This is a genomic window from Janthinobacterium sp. BJB426 (assembly GCF_002735705.1).
Lineage (GTDB): Bacteria > Pseudomonadota > Gammaproteobacteria > Burkholderiales > Burkholderiaceae_D > Janthinobacterium.
In genome coordinates, this window is sequence record NZ_PDZL01000001.1 from 303800 (window position 1) to 321974 (window position 18175).

At 63.8% G+C, this 18175-nt stretch carries 16 protein-coding genes; 5 read left to right on the forward strand and 11 right to left on the reverse strand.

Translation table 11 applies throughout. From position 1 onward, the window contains the following. Nucleotides 1–981, reverse strand: coding sequence for a thiamine-phosphate kinase (gene thiL, locus CSQ93_RS01370; RefSeq protein ID WP_099376398.1), 981 nt, complete (start codon nt 979–981; stop codon nt 1–3). 89 nt (nt 982–1070) lie between these two features. On the opposite strand from thiL, the gene CSQ93_RS01375 reads away from it, so the two are divergent. Next, nucleotides 1071–1679 (forward strand): hypothetical protein, encoded by a 609-nt coding sequence (locus CSQ93_RS01375; protein ID WP_099376399.1) that lies wholly within the window; start codon nt 1071–1073, stop codon nt 1677–1679. Here CSQ93_RS01375 and CSQ93_RS01380 read toward each other — a convergent pair. Beyond that, nucleotides 1676–2197 carry a MarR family winged helix-turn-helix transcriptional regulator gene (locus CSQ93_RS01380; protein WP_099376400.1) on the reverse strand — a complete coding sequence of 174 codons (522 nt, stop codon included), beginning with the start codon at nt 2195–2197 and terminating at the stop codon, nt 1676–1678. The genes CSQ93_RS01375 and CSQ93_RS01380 overlap by 4 nt on opposite strands. Nucleotides 2198–2318: 121 nt before the next feature. Between CSQ93_RS01380 and CSQ93_RS01385 the strand changes: the two genes are divergently transcribed. The 3 genes from CSQ93_RS01385 to CSQ93_RS01395 all read left to right on the forward strand — a co-directional run bounded on the left by CSQ93_RS01385 (nt 2319) and on the right by CSQ93_RS01395 (nt 6432). After that, nucleotides 2319–3524 (forward strand): MFS transporter, encoded by a 1206-nt coding sequence (locus CSQ93_RS01385; RefSeq protein WP_099376401.1) that lies wholly within the window; start codon nt 2319–2321, stop codon nt 3522–3524. 34 nt (nt 3525–3558) lie between these two features. Further along, entirely contained in the window at nt 3559–3939 is a 381-nt protein-coding gene (locus CSQ93_RS01390) for a hypothetical protein (protein WP_199534210.1), read from the forward strand. A 174-nt stretch (nt 3940–4113) separates the two neighbouring features. Continuing rightward, nucleotides 4114–6432 carry an NADP-dependent malic enzyme gene (locus tag CSQ93_RS01395; RefSeq protein ID WP_099376402.1) on the forward strand — a complete coding sequence of 773 codons (2319 nt, stop codon included), beginning with the start codon at nt 4114–4116 and terminating at the stop codon, nt 6430–6432. Nucleotides 6433–6483: 51 nt separating this feature from the next. Here the strand turns inward: CSQ93_RS01395 and CSQ93_RS01400 are convergent, their stop codons facing one another. From CSQ93_RS01400 to CSQ93_RS01430, 7 genes are all read right to left on the reverse strand, one after another. Next, on the reverse strand, nt 6484–7353 hold the full coding sequence (locus CSQ93_RS01400; RefSeq protein ID WP_099376403.1) for a hypothetical protein: 870 nt from the start codon (nt 7351–7353) through the stop codon (nt 6484–6486). A 69-nt stretch (nt 7354–7422) separates the two neighbouring features. After that, nucleotides 7423–8259 (reverse strand): universal stress protein, encoded by an 837-nt coding sequence (locus CSQ93_RS01405; RefSeq protein ID WP_099376404.1) that lies wholly within the window; start codon nt 8257–8259, stop codon nt 7423–7425. Between the two features lie 312 nt (nt 8260–8571). After that, entirely contained in the window at nt 8572–9585 is a 1014-nt protein-coding gene (locus CSQ93_RS01410) for a response regulator (protein WP_099376405.1), read from the reverse strand. Further along, nucleotides 9582–12932: an MHYT domain-containing protein gene (locus CSQ93_RS01415; RefSeq protein WP_099376406.1), complete on the reverse strand. Its 3351-nt coding sequence runs from the start codon at nt 12930–12932 to the stop codon at nt 9582–9584. The genes CSQ93_RS01410 and CSQ93_RS01415 overlap by 4 nt, the downstream gene beginning before the upstream one ends. A gap of 287 nt (nt 12933–13219) precedes the next feature. After that, entirely contained in the window at nt 13220–13720 is a 501-nt protein-coding gene (locus tag CSQ93_RS01420) for a hypothetical protein (RefSeq protein ID WP_099376407.1), read from the reverse strand. 64 nt (nt 13721–13784) lie between these two features. Continuing rightward, the gene (locus CSQ93_RS01425) at nt 13785–14507 is read right to left on the reverse strand and encodes a M56 family metallopeptidase (RefSeq protein WP_158301070.1); all 723 of its coding nucleotides are present in this window, start codon (nt 14505–14507) and stop codon (nt 13785–13787) included. Between the two features lie 31 nt (nt 14508–14538). Continuing rightward, nucleotides 14539–14955 (reverse strand): GNAT family N-acetyltransferase, encoded by a 417-nt coding sequence (locus tag CSQ93_RS01430; RefSeq protein WP_233515986.1) that lies wholly within the window; start codon nt 14953–14955, stop codon nt 14539–14541. 148 nt (nt 14956–15103) lie between these two features. Here CSQ93_RS01430 and CSQ93_RS01435 point away from each other — a divergent pair, with 148 nt between their 5' ends. Continuing rightward, nucleotides 15104–15496 carry an Imm10 family immunity protein gene (locus tag CSQ93_RS01435; protein WP_099376409.1) on the forward strand — a complete coding sequence of 131 codons (393 nt, stop codon included), beginning with the start codon at nt 15104–15106 and terminating at the stop codon, nt 15494–15496. A 208-nt stretch (nt 15497–15704) separates the two neighbouring features. Here the strand turns inward: CSQ93_RS01435 and CSQ93_RS01440 are convergent, their stop codons facing one another. Further along, a complete protein-coding gene (locus CSQ93_RS01440; RefSeq protein WP_158301071.1) occupies nt 15705–16655 on the reverse strand; it encodes a hypothetical protein in 951 nt (316 codons plus the stop codon). A gap of 85 nt (nt 16656–16740) precedes the next feature. Further along, the gene (locus tag CSQ93_RS01445) at nt 16741–18171 is read right to left on the reverse strand and encodes an MBOAT family O-acyltransferase (RefSeq protein ID WP_099376411.1); all 1431 of its coding nucleotides are present in this window, start codon (nt 18169–18171) and stop codon (nt 16741–16743) included. Nucleotides 18172–18175 lie beyond the last annotated feature (4 nt).

The window sequence follows — 18175 nt, forward strand, 5'->3', positions numbered from 1 at the left end:
TCAATCGCTGAAGTGGTCGAAAGAGCTCAAGGCCAGATCGAGCGGCACTCCCTTCGCATCCACCAGCCGCAAGCCGCTTTCCGCCTCTATGCGGCCCACGCGCGTGGCGGGCGTGCCGCAGCTGGCCGCCAGGGCGGCGATGGCGTCGCGCGAGGACGCTGGCGCCGTGAAGCACAGTTCATAGTCGTCGCCGCCGGCGGCCGTGTAGCGGCGGCGCAGGGCGGTGTCTTGCCGTGCCAGCACGGGGCCGGCCGGCAGGGCGTCGACGTCGAGGGTGGCGCCCACCTGCGACGCTTTCAATATGTGGCCGAGGTCGCCCACCAGGCCGTCCGATATGTCGATGGCCGCATGCGCGAGGCCTTGCTCCGCCAATGCGCAACCGAGCGCCACGCGCGGCGTCGGCGTGTGCATGCGCGCGCTTGCCGTCAGCAGGTCGGCGGGTGCCAGCTCTTGTTCCATGCGGTAGCCGGCCAGCGCCAGGCGCGCGTCGCCCAGGGTGCCGCTGACCCAGATATCGTCGTCCGCCACGGCCGCGCTGCGGCGCAAGGCCTGGCCCGGCGCCAGTTCGCCAAACACCGTGATGCAGATATTCAAAGGCCCCTTGGTGGTGTCGCCGCCGATGAGTTCGCAATTAAACGCGTCGGCCAGCGCAAACAGGCCGTCGGCAAAGCCGGCCAGCCAGGCACGTTCGGCTTGCGGCAGCGCCAGGGCCAACGTGAATGCCACGGGGCGCGCGCCCATGGCGGCCAGGTCGGACAGGTTCACGGCCAGGCTTTTGTGACCCAGCATGCGGGCGTCGGCGCCGGCAAAGAAGTGCCGGTCCTCGACCAGCATGTCCGAGGAGATGGCGATCTGCTTGCCGGCACCGGGTGTAATCAGCGCGCAATCGTCGCCGATGCCCAGGGTGGCGCGGCCGGGGCGCTGGCGCACGAAATAGTGTTTGATCAGGTCGAATTCGGAAAGCGCGTCGTGTGGGGCCATGGCGTAGTCTGTGCGTTGAATGAGGGTGTGGCCCGGCTATTATAGGCTGGCCTACAATAGGCGCCTTTGCCACTGCCGATCCGCTTGCAATGCCCATCTCCGATATTCACATCCTGTTGCAATCCTGGCTCGATCATGGCTGGTTGCGCGACCCGCAAGCCGTCGGCCTGAGCACTTTCGAGGCGCAGGAGCTGGTGGCGCACGGCTTCTATCCCGTCAGCGACGTCGACCAGCTGTGCCTGTACGAGGACGAGCGCCTGTTCCGTCGCGCCGGCCGGCCCGTGCACGCATTGTTCAAGGCGTTTCTGCAGCGCGGCCAGCTGGTCGCGAATGGCCTGGGCCTCGGTGATCAGGTGCACCTGGCCGGCTTCCTGCGCGCGGCGCGGCAGCCTTTGCCGGCGTTTCGCGTGCTGCTCGAGCAGGGGGGCCGCAGCGGCGCCCTGCTGTTCGAGAATGGCCTGGTGCTGCAGTTTTCCGCCAACTTGCGCGGCAAGCCCCGTCATTACTATCTGACCCTGGTCGAGGGGAACGTGGCCGACGCCCATGTTCCAGACCGCCGCGACAGTGATATCGACTTGCGCGCGGCCGCCGCGCGCCATGTCCAGGCCCTGTACGACAGCCGTGACACTGCCGAACTGCAGCGCCTGGCCCGGCGCGGCAATGCGGCGCTGCGCGAGCTGGCGCGCCTGCTTTCCTAGCCTTTCTTCGCCTGCGCCATGCCGTGCAGCAGCTTGGCCAGCAACTGGTCGAGCTGGCGCTGCTCGTCCGCGCTGAGCGCCGACAGCATGGCGCGCTCGTTCTCCACGTGCAGCAGCACCAGCTTTTCTATCAGTTCCAATCCCCTTTGTGTCAGGGCCACCAGCACGCCGCGCCGGTCCGTCGGGTGCTTCTGGCGTTCGATCAGGCCGGCCACTTCCAGCCGGTCGATGCGATTGGTCATGCCGCCCGAGGACAGCATGGCCGCTTCGTACAGGGCCGTCGGCATCAGGCTGTAGGGCGCGCCCGAGCGGCGCAAGGTCGCCAGCACGTCGAATTCGCCAGGTTGCAAGCCGTGTTCGGCAAACAGCGGGTTGAGCCAGTCGCGCGCCATCAGCTGCGCCACCGTGCCTAGCTGGCCCACCAGCTGCATGGCACGGGTATCCATCTGCGGCAGTTCGCGCTGCCATTGTGCGGCGGCAAATTGCGCGCGCGTGTGTTCTTGCAGGGTCGTTGTCATCGGGGTTCCATTTATCTTGACATCAAGATAGATTTCTATCTTTATGTTAAGATACTTTTCATCGAGTCATATTTGATGACGCATTAAACCATGTGCCTCCCAGCGAGGCAAGGACTATCCCATGCCTTCCGCACGACCTGCCGCTACCCCTTCTTCTTCCGCTTCCTCGGCCCTGCTGGTGGCCGCCATCATCCTGCTGGGGCTGAACCTGCGGCCCATCCTGGCCGCCATCGGCCCCTTGCTCGACAGTATCCAGGCCAGCACGGGCCTCAGCAATGCCGACGCGGGCTTGCTGACCACGGTGCCCGTCTTTGCCATGGGCGTGTGCGCGCTGGCGGGCGCGCAGCTGCAGCGCCGGCTGGGCGTGGCGCGTGGCATCAGTATCGGCATCGCCATCATCGCCGCCGCCTGCGCGCTGCGCTGGCCCTTGCATGGCAGCGGCGGCCTGATCGCCACGGCGGCCCTGGGCGGCCTGGGCATCGCGCTGGTGCAGGCGCTGCTGCCTGCCTTCATCAAGCGCCATTTCCCCGCGCGGGCCGGCCAGCTGATGGGTTTTTATACGACGGGCATCATGGGCGGCGCGGCCATTGCCGCCGCCTCCGCTTCACCGCTGGCGCAAAGCTGGGGCTGGCAAGCGCTGCTGGCCCTGTGGGCGCTGCCCGCCGTGGCGGCCGGGCTGCTGTGGCGCCGCGCGGCCGCTTCGCGCGTGGATGTGGCTAGCGGCGCGGGCGCCAGCCTACCCGTGGGCAGTGGCCGTGCCTGGCTGCTGATGGTGTTCTTTGGCATCGGCACGGGTGCGTACACCCTGGTGCTGGCCTGGCTACCGCCGTTTTATACGGAACTGGGCTGGAGCGCGGCCGACAGCGGCTTGCTGCTCGGTGGCCTGACGCTGGTGGAAGTGCTGGCGGGACTGGTGATTTCCAGCGTCATCCACCGCTTTCCCGACCGCCGCATCCTGTTATTGTCGGTATTGCTGGCCGTGCTGGGCGGCTTGGCTTGCCTGATCGTGGCGCCCGTGCAACTGGCCATTCCTGCCGTGATATTGCTGGGCTGCGGTATCGGTTCGCTGTTCCCCTTGTCGCTGATCGTCACCATGGACCACGTGCGTGACCCGGCCGGCGCCGGCGCGCTGCTGGGCTTTGTGCAAGGCGGCGGCTACATCATCGCCAGCAGCATGCCGTTCATCGCCGGCCTGATCCGCCAGCACTCGTCCAGCCTGGCCCAGGCGTGGATGGTGATGGCGGGCGGCGTGGTGCTGTTATTGCTGATCGCCGTGCGCTTCGCGCCGGGAGCGCGGCTGGCGTCGCCGGCGGCAAAAATCGCGTAGGCTGTCGGCTTGTCCTTGATAGAAAGATGCCGCCATGGCTGACCATCCCGCCACGCCACCGTCCCTGCTGCCCGCCAACCGCCGCATCGTGCTGTCCGGCGAGGATGCGCTGCGCATCCTGCGCGAGATCGAATTCCTGCTGCAGTCGCTGCATCACATCGGCCGCCATTATTATCCCGACGGCGACGATGACGGCGCCGATGCCCTGCGTCGGGCGCAGTATTGCGCGGAGACGACGCGCTTCATCGATGCGCAGCAAGCGACGACGCGTCTGGCGCTGATGCGCAGCATCCTGTCCGCACCGTTCGACGACACCCTGGGCGCGGACGACATGGACGATATCGAGCGCGCCGTCGAAGCGCTGCCGCTATGGCGCGCCTCCGATGATCCATCACAAAAACTAATTGAAATCTAAAATTTGATAGTTTTTCCTGTTCAGGACGTTTGTGTCGCCGGACGGCCTTACAATGCTAGGTTATGCGTTTTCGTGATATCAGACTGTGGCTAGCGGAAAATACCTAGCTAATTGAAAGAATCGGTCTGATAAAATCCGGAACACCCGATCGACCAAACAGGAAGGCAGCACAGCATGGATTCGTCATCTGATAAAAAAGAAGAATTGCGTCAACAATTGCGCTTGGCCGCACTCGAGTATCACGAGTGCCCGCGCCCCGGCAAAATCAGCGTGACGCCGACCAAACAACTGACCAACCAGCGCGACCTGGCACTGGCCTACTCGCCAGGCGTGGCGGCACCGTGCGAAGAAATCGTCATCGATCCGGCGAATGCCTATAAATATACGGCGCGCGGCAACCTGGTGGCCGTCATCACCAACGGCACGGCCGTGCTGGGACTGGGCAACATCGGTCCGCTGGCCGCCAAGCCGGTGATGGAAGGCAAGGGCGTGCTGTTCAAGAAATTCGCCGGCATCGACGTCTTCGACATCGAAATCAACGAGATGGACCCGGACAAGCTGGTCGACATCATCGCTTCGCTGGAACCGACCTTCGGCGGCGTGAACCTGGAAGACATCAAGGCGCCCGAGTGCTTCTACATTGAACGCCAGCTGCGCGACCGCATGAAGATTCCCGTCTTCCATGACGACCAGCACGGCACCGCCATCATCGTCGGCGCGGCCATCCTGAACGGCCTGAAAGCCGTCGGCAAGAAAATCGAGGACTGCAAGCTGGTCGTGTCGGGCGCGGGCGCCGCGGCGCTGGCCTGCCTGGACCTGATCGTCGACCTGGGCTTCCCGCTGAAAAATATCTACGTCACCGACCTGGCCGGCGTCGTCTACAAGGGCCGCACGGAACTGATGGACCCGGACAAGGAACGCTTCGCGCAAGACACGCCGCTGCGCACCCTGGCCGAGATCATCCCGGACGCCGACATTTTCCTCGGCGTCTCCGCCGGCGGCGTGCTGAAACAGGACATGGTGCGCAAGATGGCGCCGAACCCATTGATCCTGGCGCTGGCCAATCCGAATCCGGAAATCCTGCCGGAAGAAGTCAAGGCCGTGCGCAGCGACGCCATCATCGCCACGGGCCGTTCGGACTATCCGAACCAGGTCAACAACGTGCTGTGCTTCCCGTACATCTTCCGCGGCGCCCTCGATTGCGGCGCCACGACGATCACGCGCGAAATGGAAATCGCCGTCGTACACGCGATCGCCGACCTGGCGCATGCCGAGCAGTCGGATATCGTGGCCACCACGTATGGCATCAGCAACCTGTCGTTCGGTCCTGAATACCTGATCCCGATGCCGTTCGATCCGCGCTTGCTGATCAAGATCGCGCCGGCAGTCGCCAAGGCGGCCGAGGATTCCGGCGTCGCCACGCGTCCGATCAAGGATCTGCAAGCGTACGCGGACAGCCTGCAGCAATTCGTCTACCGCAGCGGCACCTTCATGAAGCCGCTGTTCCTGATGGCCAAATCCACGCCGGCCGAACTCAAACGCATCGTCTATGCCGAAGGCGAAGAAGAGCGCGTGCTGCGCGCCGTGCAAGTGGTGGTCGATGAAAAACTGGCGCGTCCCATCCTGGTCGGCCGTCCACCCGTGCTCGAAGCGCGCATCCAGAAGTTCGGCCTGCGCCTCAAGCAAGGCGTCGACTTCGACGTCATCAACCCGGACTTCGACGAGCGCTATCGCGATTACTGGAATACGTACTACGCCATGACCAGCCGCAAGGGCGTCACCGAGGAATACGCGAAGCTGGAAATGCGCCGCCGTCACACCCTGATCGGCTCGATGATGATCCACAAGGGCGACGCCGACGGCATGATCTGCGGCACCTTCGGCACCACCCAGCTGCACCTGAAATACATCGACCAGGTACTGGGCAAGCGCGCCGGCAGCAATGTGTATGCGGCCATGAACGTGCTGATCATGCCGGAGCGCCAGCTGGTGATGGTCGACACGCACGTCAATGAAAACCCGGACGCCGACCAGTTGGCCGAGATCACCATCATGGCTGCCGAAGAGATGACCCGTTTCGGCCTGTCGCCGCGCGCGGCCCTGCTGTCGCACTCGAACTTTGGTTCCAGCGACAGCGCCTCGGCGCAAAAGATGCGCGCCGCCCTGGCCATCGTCAAGGAACGCGCGCCGGACCTGGAAATCGACGGCGAAATGCACGGCGATACGGCCCTCGACAGCAAGCTGCGTCAAAAACTGATGCCCAATTCGGCACTGAAGAACGACGCCAACCTGCTCGTCATGCCGAATATCGAGTCGGCCAACATCGCCTACAACCTGGTGAAGACGGCTGCCGGCAACGGCATCGCCGTGGGCCCGATCCTGCTCGGCTGTGCCAAGCCCGTGCACATTCTGACGCCATCGGCCACCGTGCGCCGTATCGTCAACATGACGGCGCTGTGCGTCGTGGATGCTGTCGCCCAGCGTAAAGTCTAAGCCTTAGCTGCACATGAAAAGCCGCCCCGTCCGCAAGGAGGGGCGGTTTTTTTATATTGGCGCCACGGGCAGGGTCGTGGTGGCCGGATGGCGGCGCAGGTAATAGTGGCGGTACAACATGATCTCGCCCCACACCAGCAGCAGCGCCGCCAGCGCGAACAGGCTCAGCGTGATCTTGAGCGAATTGAAATAGGCGCCGGCCTGGCGTTTGACGGCGTCGATGAAAATCATCGGCACTGATTTGTCGAGTTTGCTGAAGTCGGCCTGGCGCGCCACATCGGTGGTCAGGCGCACGGCCAGGTCGGTACCCAGACTGGCCAGTTCGCCCGTCGCCTGGCCACGGAAGCCGGCGCCCTTGAGCGCTTCGCCCAGCACAGTTGCCCTGGCGATCAATTGTTCCTGCAGCACCTGCGTCAGCAGCACGCTGCCGCGGCGCAGGATGAATTCATTGATCCAGCGCGCCTTGCTGCGTTCCCAGTAACTGCCTGATGTAGGCCGGTAATACATATCTTGCACGAAGGGTTCGATCAGGCTGCGCATGCTGATAGCCTGGCCCGGGGCGATCAGCCTGAGCTGCTGTTCCAGGTAGACGCGCAGCGCCGGCATTTGCGCTTCGACCACCGGCTGCAGGTCGCGCTCGAGGGCCTGGTTGACCACGCGGTGCACGCTGTGCACGGCGCCAAACCCGCCACCGAGCAGCGGCAGCGCGACCAGGATCAGCACATAGCTGAGCTTGGCGGCCACATGCCAGGCGGGCGGACGGCGCACCAGCAGGCATTTTCTGGCCAGCTGGTAGCAGATGCCGACCGCCAGCACAAAGCCGATCACGCCATACAGCAGCATCCACGGCAGGACTGTCCACAGCAGGTCGCTGCCGAACGGCGCCAGGGTGCTACTCCAATTGAGCAGTTGTTGCTTCATGTACATTGCCTTGAGGTAAGTAATCAGGCAATTATAGCTATTTAGCAAATAAACATGGCGCGCTTGCCGTCAATGCGCCATCAGCACCGGTACCGTCATCTGGCGCAGCACCGTTTCCGTCACGCCGCCCAATAAAATTTCGCGGAAGCGCGCGTGGCCGTAGCCGCCCATCACCAGCAAGTCCGCATGCACTTCGGCGGCCATGGCCAGCAGCGCCGCGCCGATGTCGCCCGTGGTGATGGCCGAACGCACTTCGACGGGCACGCCATGGCGGCTCAGGTAGGCGGCGATGTCGGCACCCGGGTGGCGCGCCGGTTGCGCGTGGCCGGCCGGCGGGTGCAGCAGGGCCAGCACCACCAGGCGCGCCGCGCGCAAGAGGGGCAGGGCGTGGCCGATGGCGCGCGTCGCTTCCATGCTGCCATCCCAGGCCACCACGACGGTGTTGTCCACTTGCGTGAATTGGCCGCTGCGCGGCAGGATCAGCACGGGACGGGCCGCGTTCAGCATCACGTAGGGCACCAGGTCGCTCATGGCGCCGGGCAGGGCTTCGCTGTCGTCGTGCTGGCTGAGCACCGTCAAGTCGCTGTAGCGGGCGCTGACGGCCATGCCGCCATCTTCATCGTCTTCGATCAGGCGCCGCTCCAGCGAGGCGGCGCCAGCCTGGCGCGCCAGCGTTTCAAACTGGTCGAGCGCCTGATCCGCCTGCCCATGCAAGGCTGAAATCTGCGCCGCCACGGCGCCGCCGCGCATGCCGCGGTTGTTTTCCAGGTAAAAGCGCGACAGGCCCGTCATGGCCGCGCCGATCAGGTGCGCCTGGTGCGCGTGTGCCAGCCGTGCCGCGATGGCGATGCGCTGCGGCGCATGGCGCGACAGGTCGGCGTGGACGAGGATGGATTTGTAAGCCATGGTGTCGCTCGATAGTCAGGATGGCAACAAGGCTAGAACGGCAACAGGAGCAAGTCCAGCATTGCCGTGCTGACCAGGGCTTTTCTTTTGCTGGGCTTGATATGGGTCAAAAAAATCCCGGGCATGGCCATCTGCAAGGCCACAGCCCGGAAATTGCGAGCTGTTTGATGTGCATCAAAATGTCTGCCCCGCCGCCAGCCATAATGGCATTGAACTCCTTGCCCTTCCAGTGGTCTGCATCGGCGCCGGCGCCATCTGTCCGGCACTTGCTTGTGTGACGCAACAACGCTGGCCGTGGCGGGAGTTCACTCTTCAAGCCGGCGCGTGGTGTTCCTCTTTCTCTGCCCAGCGCAGCCGGATGGCGTCGATGGCGGGCAGTTCCTCGACAAACAGGTCGACCAGGCGCGCATCGAAATGGCTGTTTTTTTGCGCTTGCAGATAGCCCACGGCGTCCAGTACTGACCAGGCGCGCTTGTACGGGCGCACCGAGGTCAGCGCGTCGAAGACGTCGGCCACGGCGATGATGCGCCCGGCCAGGGGGATCGCTTCGCCTGCCAAGCCGTTCGGGTAACCGCTGCCATCCCATTTTTCATGGTGCGACAGGGCGATTGCGCGCGCCAGCGCCAGCATGCCGCCTTCGGCATGTTCGCCGATGATGTCGCCGCCGATGCGCGCGTGCGTCTGCATGATGGCCCATTCGTCGGCGTCGAGCTTGCCCGGCTTTTGCAGGATGCGGTCGGGAATGCCGATCTTGCCCACGTCGTGCATGGGCGCCGCGTGCAGCAGGTCGTCCGCGGCGGCCTCGTCCATGCCGGCGGCCACGCCCAGCAGGCGCGCGTAATGGCTCATGCGGATCACGTGCAAGCCTGTTTCATTGTCCTTGTATTCGGCTGCCAGCCCCAGGCGCTGGACGATCTGCAGACGCGTTTCCTTCAGCTCGTCGATGCGCACCAGCGACAGGTGCGTGCGCACGCGGGCGCGCACGATGGCGGGGCTGAGCGGTTTGGTGATGTAATCGACGGCGCCCGCTTCGAAACCGCTGAGTTCATCGCGCATGTCGTTCAGGGCCGTGACGAAAATGACGGGGATGGCGGCCGTCCGCGGCGCCGCTTTCAGCTGGCGGCAGGCGTCGTGGCCGCTCATGCCGGGCATCATCACGTCGAGCAGGATCAGCGCCGGGCGCTCCTGTTGCGCCAGTGCCAACGCCCGCGCGCCATCCTTGGCGAACAGCAGCGCGTAGTCGTTCTGCAAGATCTGGCGCAGCAACTGCAAATTGGCCGCCTCATCGTCGACGACGAGAATCACGGGCCGGGCTGATGCATTCATGGGGACTCCGGGGCGTAGGTGTGCAGCAAGTCGTGCAGCAGCGACTGTGCCAGGGGGAAATCAAAGTCGTCGATGGCGTGCAGCAGCGGTACCAGGTCGTCCGCTTGCGCGCCCATGGCATGCTGCAACTGTGTTTGCGCTGTGTCATCGAGTTCGCCGCGCCGCAAGGCGCTTAATAGTGCACTGGCCGCTTGCCGGGCGGCGGGCGCGTCGATGGCAGTCACCGTTGCCGCCGGCAAGGCAGGCGGCGCCAGCCGGGCGATGGCGGCCAGGGCCGCCGGCCATTGCGTCAGCAGGGCGCCCAGCGTCTCGTCGAGCTGCTGTGCCGTGGCGGGACCGGGGCTGGCGCAGCATTGCTCCAGCGCCGCCAGGCTGGCGGCCAGTTGCTCCAGGCCGAGGTTGGCCGCCACGCCGCGCAGTTTGTGACTCTGAGGCAAGAGCGTTGCATGGTCGCGCGCCTCGATGGCGGCCAGCAGGGCAGGCGGCAGGCGGGGATGCTCGCCTCCGAAACGGGCCAGCGCCGCGCGGTAGGCGCTGTCGTTGCCGGCCCAGCGCTGCAGGGCGCCCGCATGGTGCAGCACCCGTCCGCCAGCGGGCGCCGGCGCGTGGCTATCGTCGGCGGGTTCCGCCGCCAGGCCCAGCACGCGGGCGATTTCCTGCGACAGCGCCTGCCATTCGACGGGCTTGGTGGCGAAACCGTCCATGCCGGCCGCCCGCGCCGCCTTGCGGTGCGCATCGAGCACGCTGGCCGTCATGGCGATCACGGGCACGCGCGGGCGGCCATCGCGCAGGGCGGCGGCGCGGATGGCTTGCGTGGCGGCCAGGCCATCCATGCGCGGCATTTGCAAGTCCAGCAGCAGCACGTCGAAGTCGTCCTGTTGCGCCAGCTGCAAGGCTTGCGCGCCATCGCCGGCCGTGATTACCGTGTGGCCGCGCTTGCCCAATAACAAGCTCAGCAGTTCCAGGTTTTGCGGCACGTCGTCGGCGGCCAGCACGCGCAGGGGCGGCAGGCGCACGCTGCGGCGTTCGCTGGCCGGCAGCGCCGCCTGGCGTGCCGGCAACAAGGGCAGCATGACGTGGAACACGCTGCCGTGCGGCAAGGCGGCGTCGGCCCAGATGCGCCCCTGCATCAGGGTCACCAACTGCCGGCTGATGGTGGTGCCCAGGCCCGTGCCGCCAAAGCGCCGCGTGGTCGAGGCGTCGGCCTGCACGAACGGATCAAAAATGGCGTCGCGCCGTTCCGCGGGGATGCCGATGCCGCTGTCCTGCACCAGCAGGTGCAACTGGCCATCGTCGCGGCGCGCCGTCAGGCTGACGGCGCCGCCGGGCGTGAACTTGATGGCGTTGTCGAGCAGGTTGCCCAGCACTTGCCGCATGCGCAATTCGTCGCCATGCAGCATGGCCGGCAGTTGCGGGTCGTACTGCACCTCCATGCGCAAACCTTTGGCGCGTGCATGGATGCCATACGTGGAGGCCAGCTCATCGACCAGGGCCAGCAGGCCGTAGTCGCGCAATTCCAGCGCCACGGCTCCCTTGTCCAGCTTGGCCGTGTCGAGCACTTCGTTGAGCAGGCGCAATAGCGAGCGGCCGGACTGGCGCACGGTATCGAGGTGGCGCCGCTGTTCCGGCGCCAGCGGCGAGTCGAGCAGCACATCGGTAAAGCCGAGGATGGAATTCATCGGCGTGCGGATTTCATGGCTCATGTTGGCGACAAAGCTGGCCCGCGTGGCGGCCGCCAGCTCCGCTTTTTCCTTGGCCATGCGCAAGTCTTCCTCCATCTGCCGCCGCTCGCTGATGTCGAGGATGACGCCGTCGACCCAGCGCACGGCGCCTGCCGCATCGTGCACCACGGTGCCCCGCTCCCACAGCCAGCGCGCCATGCCGTCGGCATGCAGCAAGCGGTATTCGAGCAGGTAGGGCTCGCCGCTGGCGACGCTGCGCTTGAAGACGTCGATGACGTAGGCGCGCTCTTCGCTGGCGATCAGGCCCGTGATGCTGCGGCGCGGCGCCGCGCCGAGAAAATCGGCGGGCGGATAGCCGGTGACGGCTTCCACGCCATCGCTGATGAACAGCATGGGCTGGTTTTCCGCCGTGGTGCAGCGAAAGGCGATGCCGGGAATATTGCCGATCAGCGAGCGCAACTGCTGCTCGCTTTCGCGCAGGGCGGCCAGCATGGCGCGCCGTTCGCTGATGTCCGTAATGAACAGCACATATAAATCCTGGTCGGCCAGGCGAGCGCTAGCCATCGAGCGCTGCACGGCGACCGGGGCGCCATCCTTGCGCAGGTAGATGATTTCCTCGCTGGTGTGGACCATCTCGCCTTCGCCCGTGCGCAGGTAGTGCAGCAGGCCGTGCTGTTCCGACTGGCGCACGTCGCTGACCAGCACGCTGACATGGCGGCCGACAATTTCCGCCGACCGCCAGCCGAGGATGCGCTCGGCAGCGCCGTTGAAGTCGACGATGTTGCCGTGCCGGTCGATGGTGATGACGCCGTCGACCGTGCTCGTCAGCAGCGAACGGGTCCAGTGTTCGCTCTGGTTCAGGTGGCGAAACAGTTCGCGGTAACGCAAGATGCCCACGGCCGAGGCGACGAGGATCGTCAGGGCGATGGTCAGCAGGGTCACGCTGACCACCAGCATGGGCCGGTTGGCATCGGCATCATTGCCTGGGGGAATCGTCCCCACGAAGCGGGCCGCCTGCATGCCCATGTAATGCATCCCGGCAATCGCAGAGCCCATGACGCAGGCGCTGATCAGCGTGCGCTGCGACGAGGGCACGCGGCTGCTCCAGCCGCGCAGGCCGAAACGTATCCACAGGGCCAGGGTGGCCAGCGCTACGGCAACGACGAGCGACAGCGCGAACAGCAGCGGATCGTAGCGCAGTGACAGGCCCATGCGCATGGCGTGCATGCCCGTGTAATGCATGGCGCCAATGCCCAGGCCCACCAGCAAGCCGCTGCGCAGCAGCAGCGGCGCCGTGACGGCGCGCCGGCTGATGGTGGCCAGGGCCACGAATGAGGCCGCCACGCTGGGCACGATGGACAGCAAGGTCAGGCCGGGATCGTAGGCGACGCTGGTGCCCAGCTCGAAGGCCAGCATGCCGATGAAATGCATGGCCCACACGCCGCAGCCCAGCGCCAGGCTGCCGGCGAGCAGGCACAGCAAGTGCAAGCGGCGGCTGATGCTCGCCTGCGCGCGGCTGTAAGCCGTCATCTGGAAAGCCATCCACGACGTGAAAATGGCGATCACGAGCGACAGCAGCACGAGTCCCGGCGCATGCTGGCCATGCTGCAACTGGGCCGGGTCGGCGGGAAGATGGAACAGGTGCTGGACGCTGGCAGGTATCATCGTAGGAAACAGGTGACGCGTTTGGCGCTGGCGTGGGCGCCTGCCGCCACGGCGGGTGATCGATGCGGATTACCTTACCAGATTTCCGGAAACAAATATCTTAATTGTAATTATTTTCCCTGTCGTGCATGGAGCAAGAGGGGTGGGAAATGCTGCGCGAGGCTTGCCTTCCCCCTAGAAACAGCTATTCCAGGAAAGAAGTTGCAGCTAGGAATTGTGTGGTTTTTTTGAAAAGAGCATCGTCCGCAATGTAAGACGGGCGGTGTCATCGGCGCGCGCCGGCCAACTTAATTGTAGGGCTGCAAGTCCAGCCACACGGCATATGACAGGCGCTTGCCATTCCACAGTCCGCCGCCGCGGATGACGGCGTCGCACGAGGTCAGCTGGCCCACCAGGTCCATGCGGCCCAGGTTGCGGCGCAGGCGCAGGGCGTCGTTGTGCGACAGGTAGCCGACCAGCTGGCCATCGATGAAGACGGCGATGGCCTTGTCCTGGAATGGATTGGCATCGTCGCAGACGAGCAGGGCCAGGCATTTTTCTTCCGCATTGCCGGGACCGTGCTCGCCGGCCAGTTTGGCGATGGCGGGCTGGTACATCGCTTCGTTTTCCACTTCCGATGCAAAGCGTCCCTCGTCGCGCCAGTGATGCGCGGGTGCGCCCGCAGGGATCGCCGGCACGTACTGGCGCACCGAGACGAGCGGCTTGTGCAGCGGTTTGACGGGCGTGCGGCCGCTGAAGACGTAGTACAGCAGGGCGATGACGATCACGATGGCAAGCAGGTAAAGCATGGTATCTCTCTGATTTCGAAGGGGGGAGCCAGGAGCGCGGGCTTGCCGCGCGGCGTTGCCGCTACTATAGCAAGTTCGCCGCCCGGTTCCGCGTAAATCTGGCCATCAGATGGCGGCGCCGGCGCAGTGCGCGTGGGTCGCTCAGCACGATGGGCGAGGCGCCCGTCAGGCCCGAATAATACTGGCCGTGTTGGCGCAGGACGATGGCATAGTCGCGCGGCGCGTGGCCCTGCGCCAGTATGCGCGCGTCGCAATCGACCTCGATGGCAAAGCGCAGACGGTGCAATTGCCACCACAGGGGCAGGTTCCACGGCATGAGAATAATCAAGGCGTACGCCAGGGCCAGCAGCAGCGGATCGCGCGCGGCCAGCCGGCATTGCGCGTGCGCCAGCAGCAGCGCCTGTTGCTGGGGCGAAATCAGTTGTAGCCAGACGGGCATCACGATGCGCGGTCGCAGCAGCCCCGCCACGCAGGGGCCGATGCCGCCGCTCAAGTACACGGGCGTGCCCAGCAACGATGTTTTCTGCCAGCGGCGCTGGTGCGACAGCAGCCAGACGCTGCGCAGGGCCAACAGCAGCAGCATGCCGCTGGATAAGACAAACCAGCCCAGCTTCAGCTGCGCCTGTTCCGCCGGCATGGCGGCCAGCACGCCGGGCAGCCATGCCAGCGGCAAGATGGCGGACGCGGCGATGGCCGCCAGCCACAGCCAGCGCGTCGTGCGTCCGCGCCGCTGCAGCAGGCGCTCGGCGCGCCAGGCAGCAGCGCTCAACAGTAGCGCGAATGCCATGCTGCATGCCAGCCAGGCAGGCATCGGGCGCCTAGCGCTTCAGCGCCATGCCGACGGAGGCGGGCGCCGTGTGCTTGAAACCGAATTGCGCGTACAGCGCTTGCGCCTGGCCATCGGCGATCAGGCTGACATATGCGCTCTCCGGCACCTCCGTCTCGATGAATTGCGTAATTTCGCGCATGATCAGCTTGCCCAGGCCCTTGCCCTGGTGAGCGGGCAGCACGGCGATATCGACTACCTGGAAGAAGCAGCCGCCATCGCCGATGATGCGGCCCATGCCCACCACCTCGTCGCCATGCAGCACTTGCACGGCAAACAGGGAGTTCGGCAAACCCTTGGCCGCCGCATCCGTGGTTTTCGCGCTCAGGCCGGCGGCCACGCGCAGGTGCTGGTAGGTGGCGCTGGAAGGGATGGCCAGGCGGGTGGTGTAGGGCGATGCTGCGGTCAAGGCGGTCTCCTGTGAAAAATAGTTTGGAGCGGTAATTATAGGCGGCGACGGGCTTGCGGGGCGGCACGCTTTATTCGCCGCGCGCTATGTTGTCCGGGGCGCTTTTGCGCTATGGTGGCGTCATCCATCCATTTGTTGAAAGCACGCCATGTCCGCAGGATTTACCGCCACCGAGTTGTCCGTCATCAATGAAGACGACGCCCTGATCACCACCCTGGCCGCACCAGCCGGAAAAGGCGAGCCCGTCTACCTGATGCTGCAGCGCGCCGAGGAATACGACGAGCAGGACGTGGCCATGGGCATGGACGAGCCCTACATCGAATACTGCGGCCAGGAATTTGCCTGGTACGGCCACATGCACGCCGTGATCCTGCACCCGAACCGTTTATCCGTGCAGATGGATGCCGAGGCCGCCATGCAGATGGATGACGACGGCCAGATCGACGTGCGCTTCAACTTGACGCCCGAGCGCTACGCCCAGCTGCAGCAGGCGCTGCGCACCACGTTCGAAGGCTGCGATTATTATCGCGAGGAACGCTAATCTGCGCGCAGCTTTCGGCCTAGCGCATAAAGCTGGATCAAGCGGTGCTTCGTGGCTTGCTGCCCGGTTCCCATGCCATAGCGCGCCGCCGCCTTGCGCCTGGACGCTGTCCGGCAAGGCGTAGAGCACTACGACGGCATGCCTGGCGGGCGTAAGCAATTGCGTGCGTTCAGGCTGGCTGGAGAGGCTGCGTGCGTGCCAGGCGTCATCACTGGATAGGGGAGATGCTGGAAAAATGGCCAGTGTCTCGCATGTTGTTCAATATGTGATCGCCTAAACGGTTGGAGAAATGCGTTTCATCCCAAAACGTCGGCATGGCGTCGTTGCTGTTTTCAGCGAGGGAAATCAAATCGCCAGGTTGTTCATAATCGAGCACGGTTACGTGGAATTGCGATGCGACCGAGGTCATGTCCTTTTTCCATTTTGCAGCTTGTGGCGATAACCCCCCCTCCTGCATACGAATTTGCCATCGGGGGCTGACAGGTAAAGCCAGCAAAATGACTTCGGTTTGTCTGGCTTGCGCCAGCCTGAAGATATCCGACAGGTCCTTGATATCGGCGGCATTTTCTACGTTGCGTTCACAAGGGCTGGTCATCACCTGAAACATACGGTTGTAGCGTGATTCATATGTTTCCATTCTTCCGGCACGCGTCGCCCCCTTGCTAGGGTCATCATGGTAGCGTCCTTGTGCATCAAAGTAAGCATCGAAGGAACGGCGGGGAAGCAGATTGATTTTCAGGGTTGTGTAGCTTTGCAGGAGGGTGTCCTTGGGCGAAAAATATTGCAGCGGGGATGCGAGTGTATACCTCGTCATATTGTCATTTTTTGCGTTGCAAGCATTCGAAGTCAGGAAGTTAATTTCCAAATAGAATCTTTTAATATGTGTTTGCTGGCTGATGGTGAAAATCAGCTCCTTGGCGCTCGATAGTGGCAATGCATCGATACCCGCCACCTGGACTTTACCTCCGTATAAGTGAGAGGCGAATGCCTCGTTGAATCCGCGCCTGACTCTCGAAGAGCCGAGAATCAGCACGTCTGGGGTGTGCAGCCTGCTGCGTAAAACGGCCGCGCCTGGCTGACTGGCGGGGGAGATCTCCGGCCTGATCGCAATGAGCTTGTCGTCCACCTGCTGGCGCCAAATGGCATAAGGATCCATCATGAAAATGAATCCTGCAAGGAGTAGTGTCAATCCGCTGGCAATGAAAAAAATGCAGGCGAAAAAGTGCCTGAGTGGTATTTCATGATTAAAAGCCCGCATATTTGAATTCCTTCAGGCCTGACAAATTGATAAGGGCAAGGCAAAGTGCAATGGCCACCGCCGCTGCCCACGCCAGGCTCGGTCTCCAAGCCAGCGTGCTTGTGGTGGATTTTTTCAGTTGCACGCTCCATGCGGGTAATTCCTTGGTCATCAGGTCAATTAACGAAGGGGCAAACCAGTTGAAGATAATGGCGGCGAGGATAAGGATTGGGCTGAGGAAACTAATTGGCCAGACGGAACCGTTTCCGGTACCCAGTAAACCGAGCATGATGCTGCTGGCTTGATGCCAGTCCCGCGTGGCCCACAGGCTGACGGAAAATCCGATGGCCGCCAGCGTAAACGCCCTGCCGGCCCAGTGCTGTAGCTTGCCACCTTTGCGCGAGACGATATTCCAGCGCCGCAATGCATGGTTCCCGGTGACCAGCAGCCCTTGATAAATACCAAAGATGAGCAACGGAACCGTGGCGCCGTGCCAGATGGCGACGGCCATCATGACCACGAACAGGGCCGCATAGTGGCGCCACACCTGGCGTTTTTTGGTCAGCGGGCGGTACAGGTAGTCGCGCATGAAGGCGCCCAATGTTACATGCCAGCGGGTCCAGAACTCGACTGGGCTGGAAGACTTGAACGGTGCATGGAAATTGACGGGCAGGTGGATGCCGAACATCCTGCTGATGCCCATGGCCATTTCCGAATAGCCGCAAAAGTCGTAATACGTTTCAAACAGGAAGCCCAGGCAGGCGATCCAAGTCTCGATGAGGCCGATTGGGTCGCCTTGCCCCGCGCGCAGGAAGACGTCGCTTTGCGCGTGCAGGAAGAGGGGAGAAATGCAGGACTTCTTGAATAGCCCCATGGCGAATAGTGTGAGGCCGACAGCGTAGTCGCGCGGTGCAGGACGCAGGGCCGAGGTCGCGCCCGGCGTGGCCATGAATTGCGGCAGCATGTCCTTGTGCGATAGCAGTGGCCCGGCAGGCAGGTGGGGAAACCAGGCCACGAAGAGCGCGTATTCGAGCGGATTGGTGCTACGGGCTTGCCCTCGCGCCGTATCGACCAGGAAGGCGATTTGCGTAAATGTGAAATACGAAATACCCAGCGGGAGGGCCGGAATTGCCGTCCCGGGCACGACAAAGAACTTCGCATACTTATACAAGGCGAGAAAGCATAAGTTCCCCGCGATGGCCAGCGCCAGGTAGCTGGTCTTCTTGCGGTTTTTTGCGATGACGCCGGCGAGCACCCAGTTGCCCCCCATGGATGCACAAAACAGCAGCAGGTTGTGCGCATCGTTGAGATAATAAAAAACCAGGGAAATCAGCAGCGGCAGCAGCAGATGAAGCTGGTTTTTTGAGATCAGACGCTGGTAGGCATACGCGGAGACAGGTAGGAAGGCCAGGGTAAACCAGTACGAGGTAAAACTCATCGCA

What these genes read in the sequence shown, in the direction of transcription:
- thiL (WP_099376398.1), bottom strand. Translation starts at nt 981, where the DNA reads ATGGCCCCACACGACGCGCTTTCCGAATTCGACCTGATCAAACACTAT.
- CSQ93_RS01400 (WP_099376403.1), bottom strand. Translation starts at nt 7,353, where the DNA reads ATGAAGCAACAACTGCTCAATTGGAGTAGCACCCTGGCGCCGTTCGGC.
- CSQ93_RS01395 (WP_099376402.1), top strand. Translation starts at nt 4,114, where the DNA reads ATGGATTCGTCATCTGATAAAAAAGAAGAATTGCGTCAACAATTGCGC.
- CSQ93_RS01410 (WP_099376405.1), bottom strand. Translation starts at nt 9,585, where the DNA reads ATGAATGCATCAGCCCGGCCCGTGATTCTCGTCGTCGACGATGAGGCG.
- CSQ93_RS01445 (WP_099376411.1), bottom strand. Translation starts at nt 18,171, where the DNA reads ATGAGTTTTACCTCGTACTGGTTTACCCTGGCCTTCCTACCTGTCTCC.
- CSQ93_RS01435 (WP_099376409.1), top strand. Translation starts at nt 15,104, where the DNA reads ATGTCCGCAGGATTTACCGCCACCGAGTTGTCCGTCATCAATGAAGAC.
- CSQ93_RS01420 (WP_099376407.1), bottom strand. Translation starts at nt 13,720, where the DNA reads ATGCTTTACCTGCTTGCCATCGTGATCGTCATCGCCCTGCTGTACTAC.
- CSQ93_RS01375 (WP_099376399.1), top strand. Translation starts at nt 1,071, where the DNA reads ATGCCCATCTCCGATATTCACATCCTGTTGCAATCCTGGCTCGATCAT.
- CSQ93_RS01380 (WP_099376400.1), bottom strand. Translation starts at nt 2,197, where the DNA reads ATGACAACGACCCTGCAAGAACACACGCGCGCGCAATTTGCCGCCGCA.
- CSQ93_RS01385 (WP_099376401.1), top strand. Translation starts at nt 2,319, where the DNA reads ATGCCTTCCGCACGACCTGCCGCTACCCCTTCTTCTTCCGCTTCCTCG.
- CSQ93_RS01415 (WP_099376406.1), bottom strand. Translation starts at nt 12,932, where the DNA reads ATGATACCTGCCAGCGTCCAGCACCTGTTCCATCTTCCCGCCGACCCG.
- CSQ93_RS01440 (WP_158301071.1), bottom strand. Translation starts at nt 16,655, where the DNA reads ATGATGGATCCTTATGCCATTTGGCGCCAGCAGGTGGACGACAAGCTC.
- CSQ93_RS01390 (WP_199534210.1), top strand. Translation starts at nt 3,559, where the DNA reads ATGGCTGACCATCCCGCCACGCCACCGTCCCTGCTGCCCGCCAACCGC.
- CSQ93_RS01405 (WP_099376404.1), bottom strand. Translation starts at nt 8,259, where the DNA reads ATGGCTTACAAATCCATCCTCGTCCACGCCGACCTGTCGCGCCATGCG.
- CSQ93_RS01425 (WP_158301070.1), bottom strand. Translation starts at nt 14,507, where the DNA reads ATGGCATTCGCGCTACTGTTGAGCGCTGCTGCCTGGCGCGCCGAGCGC.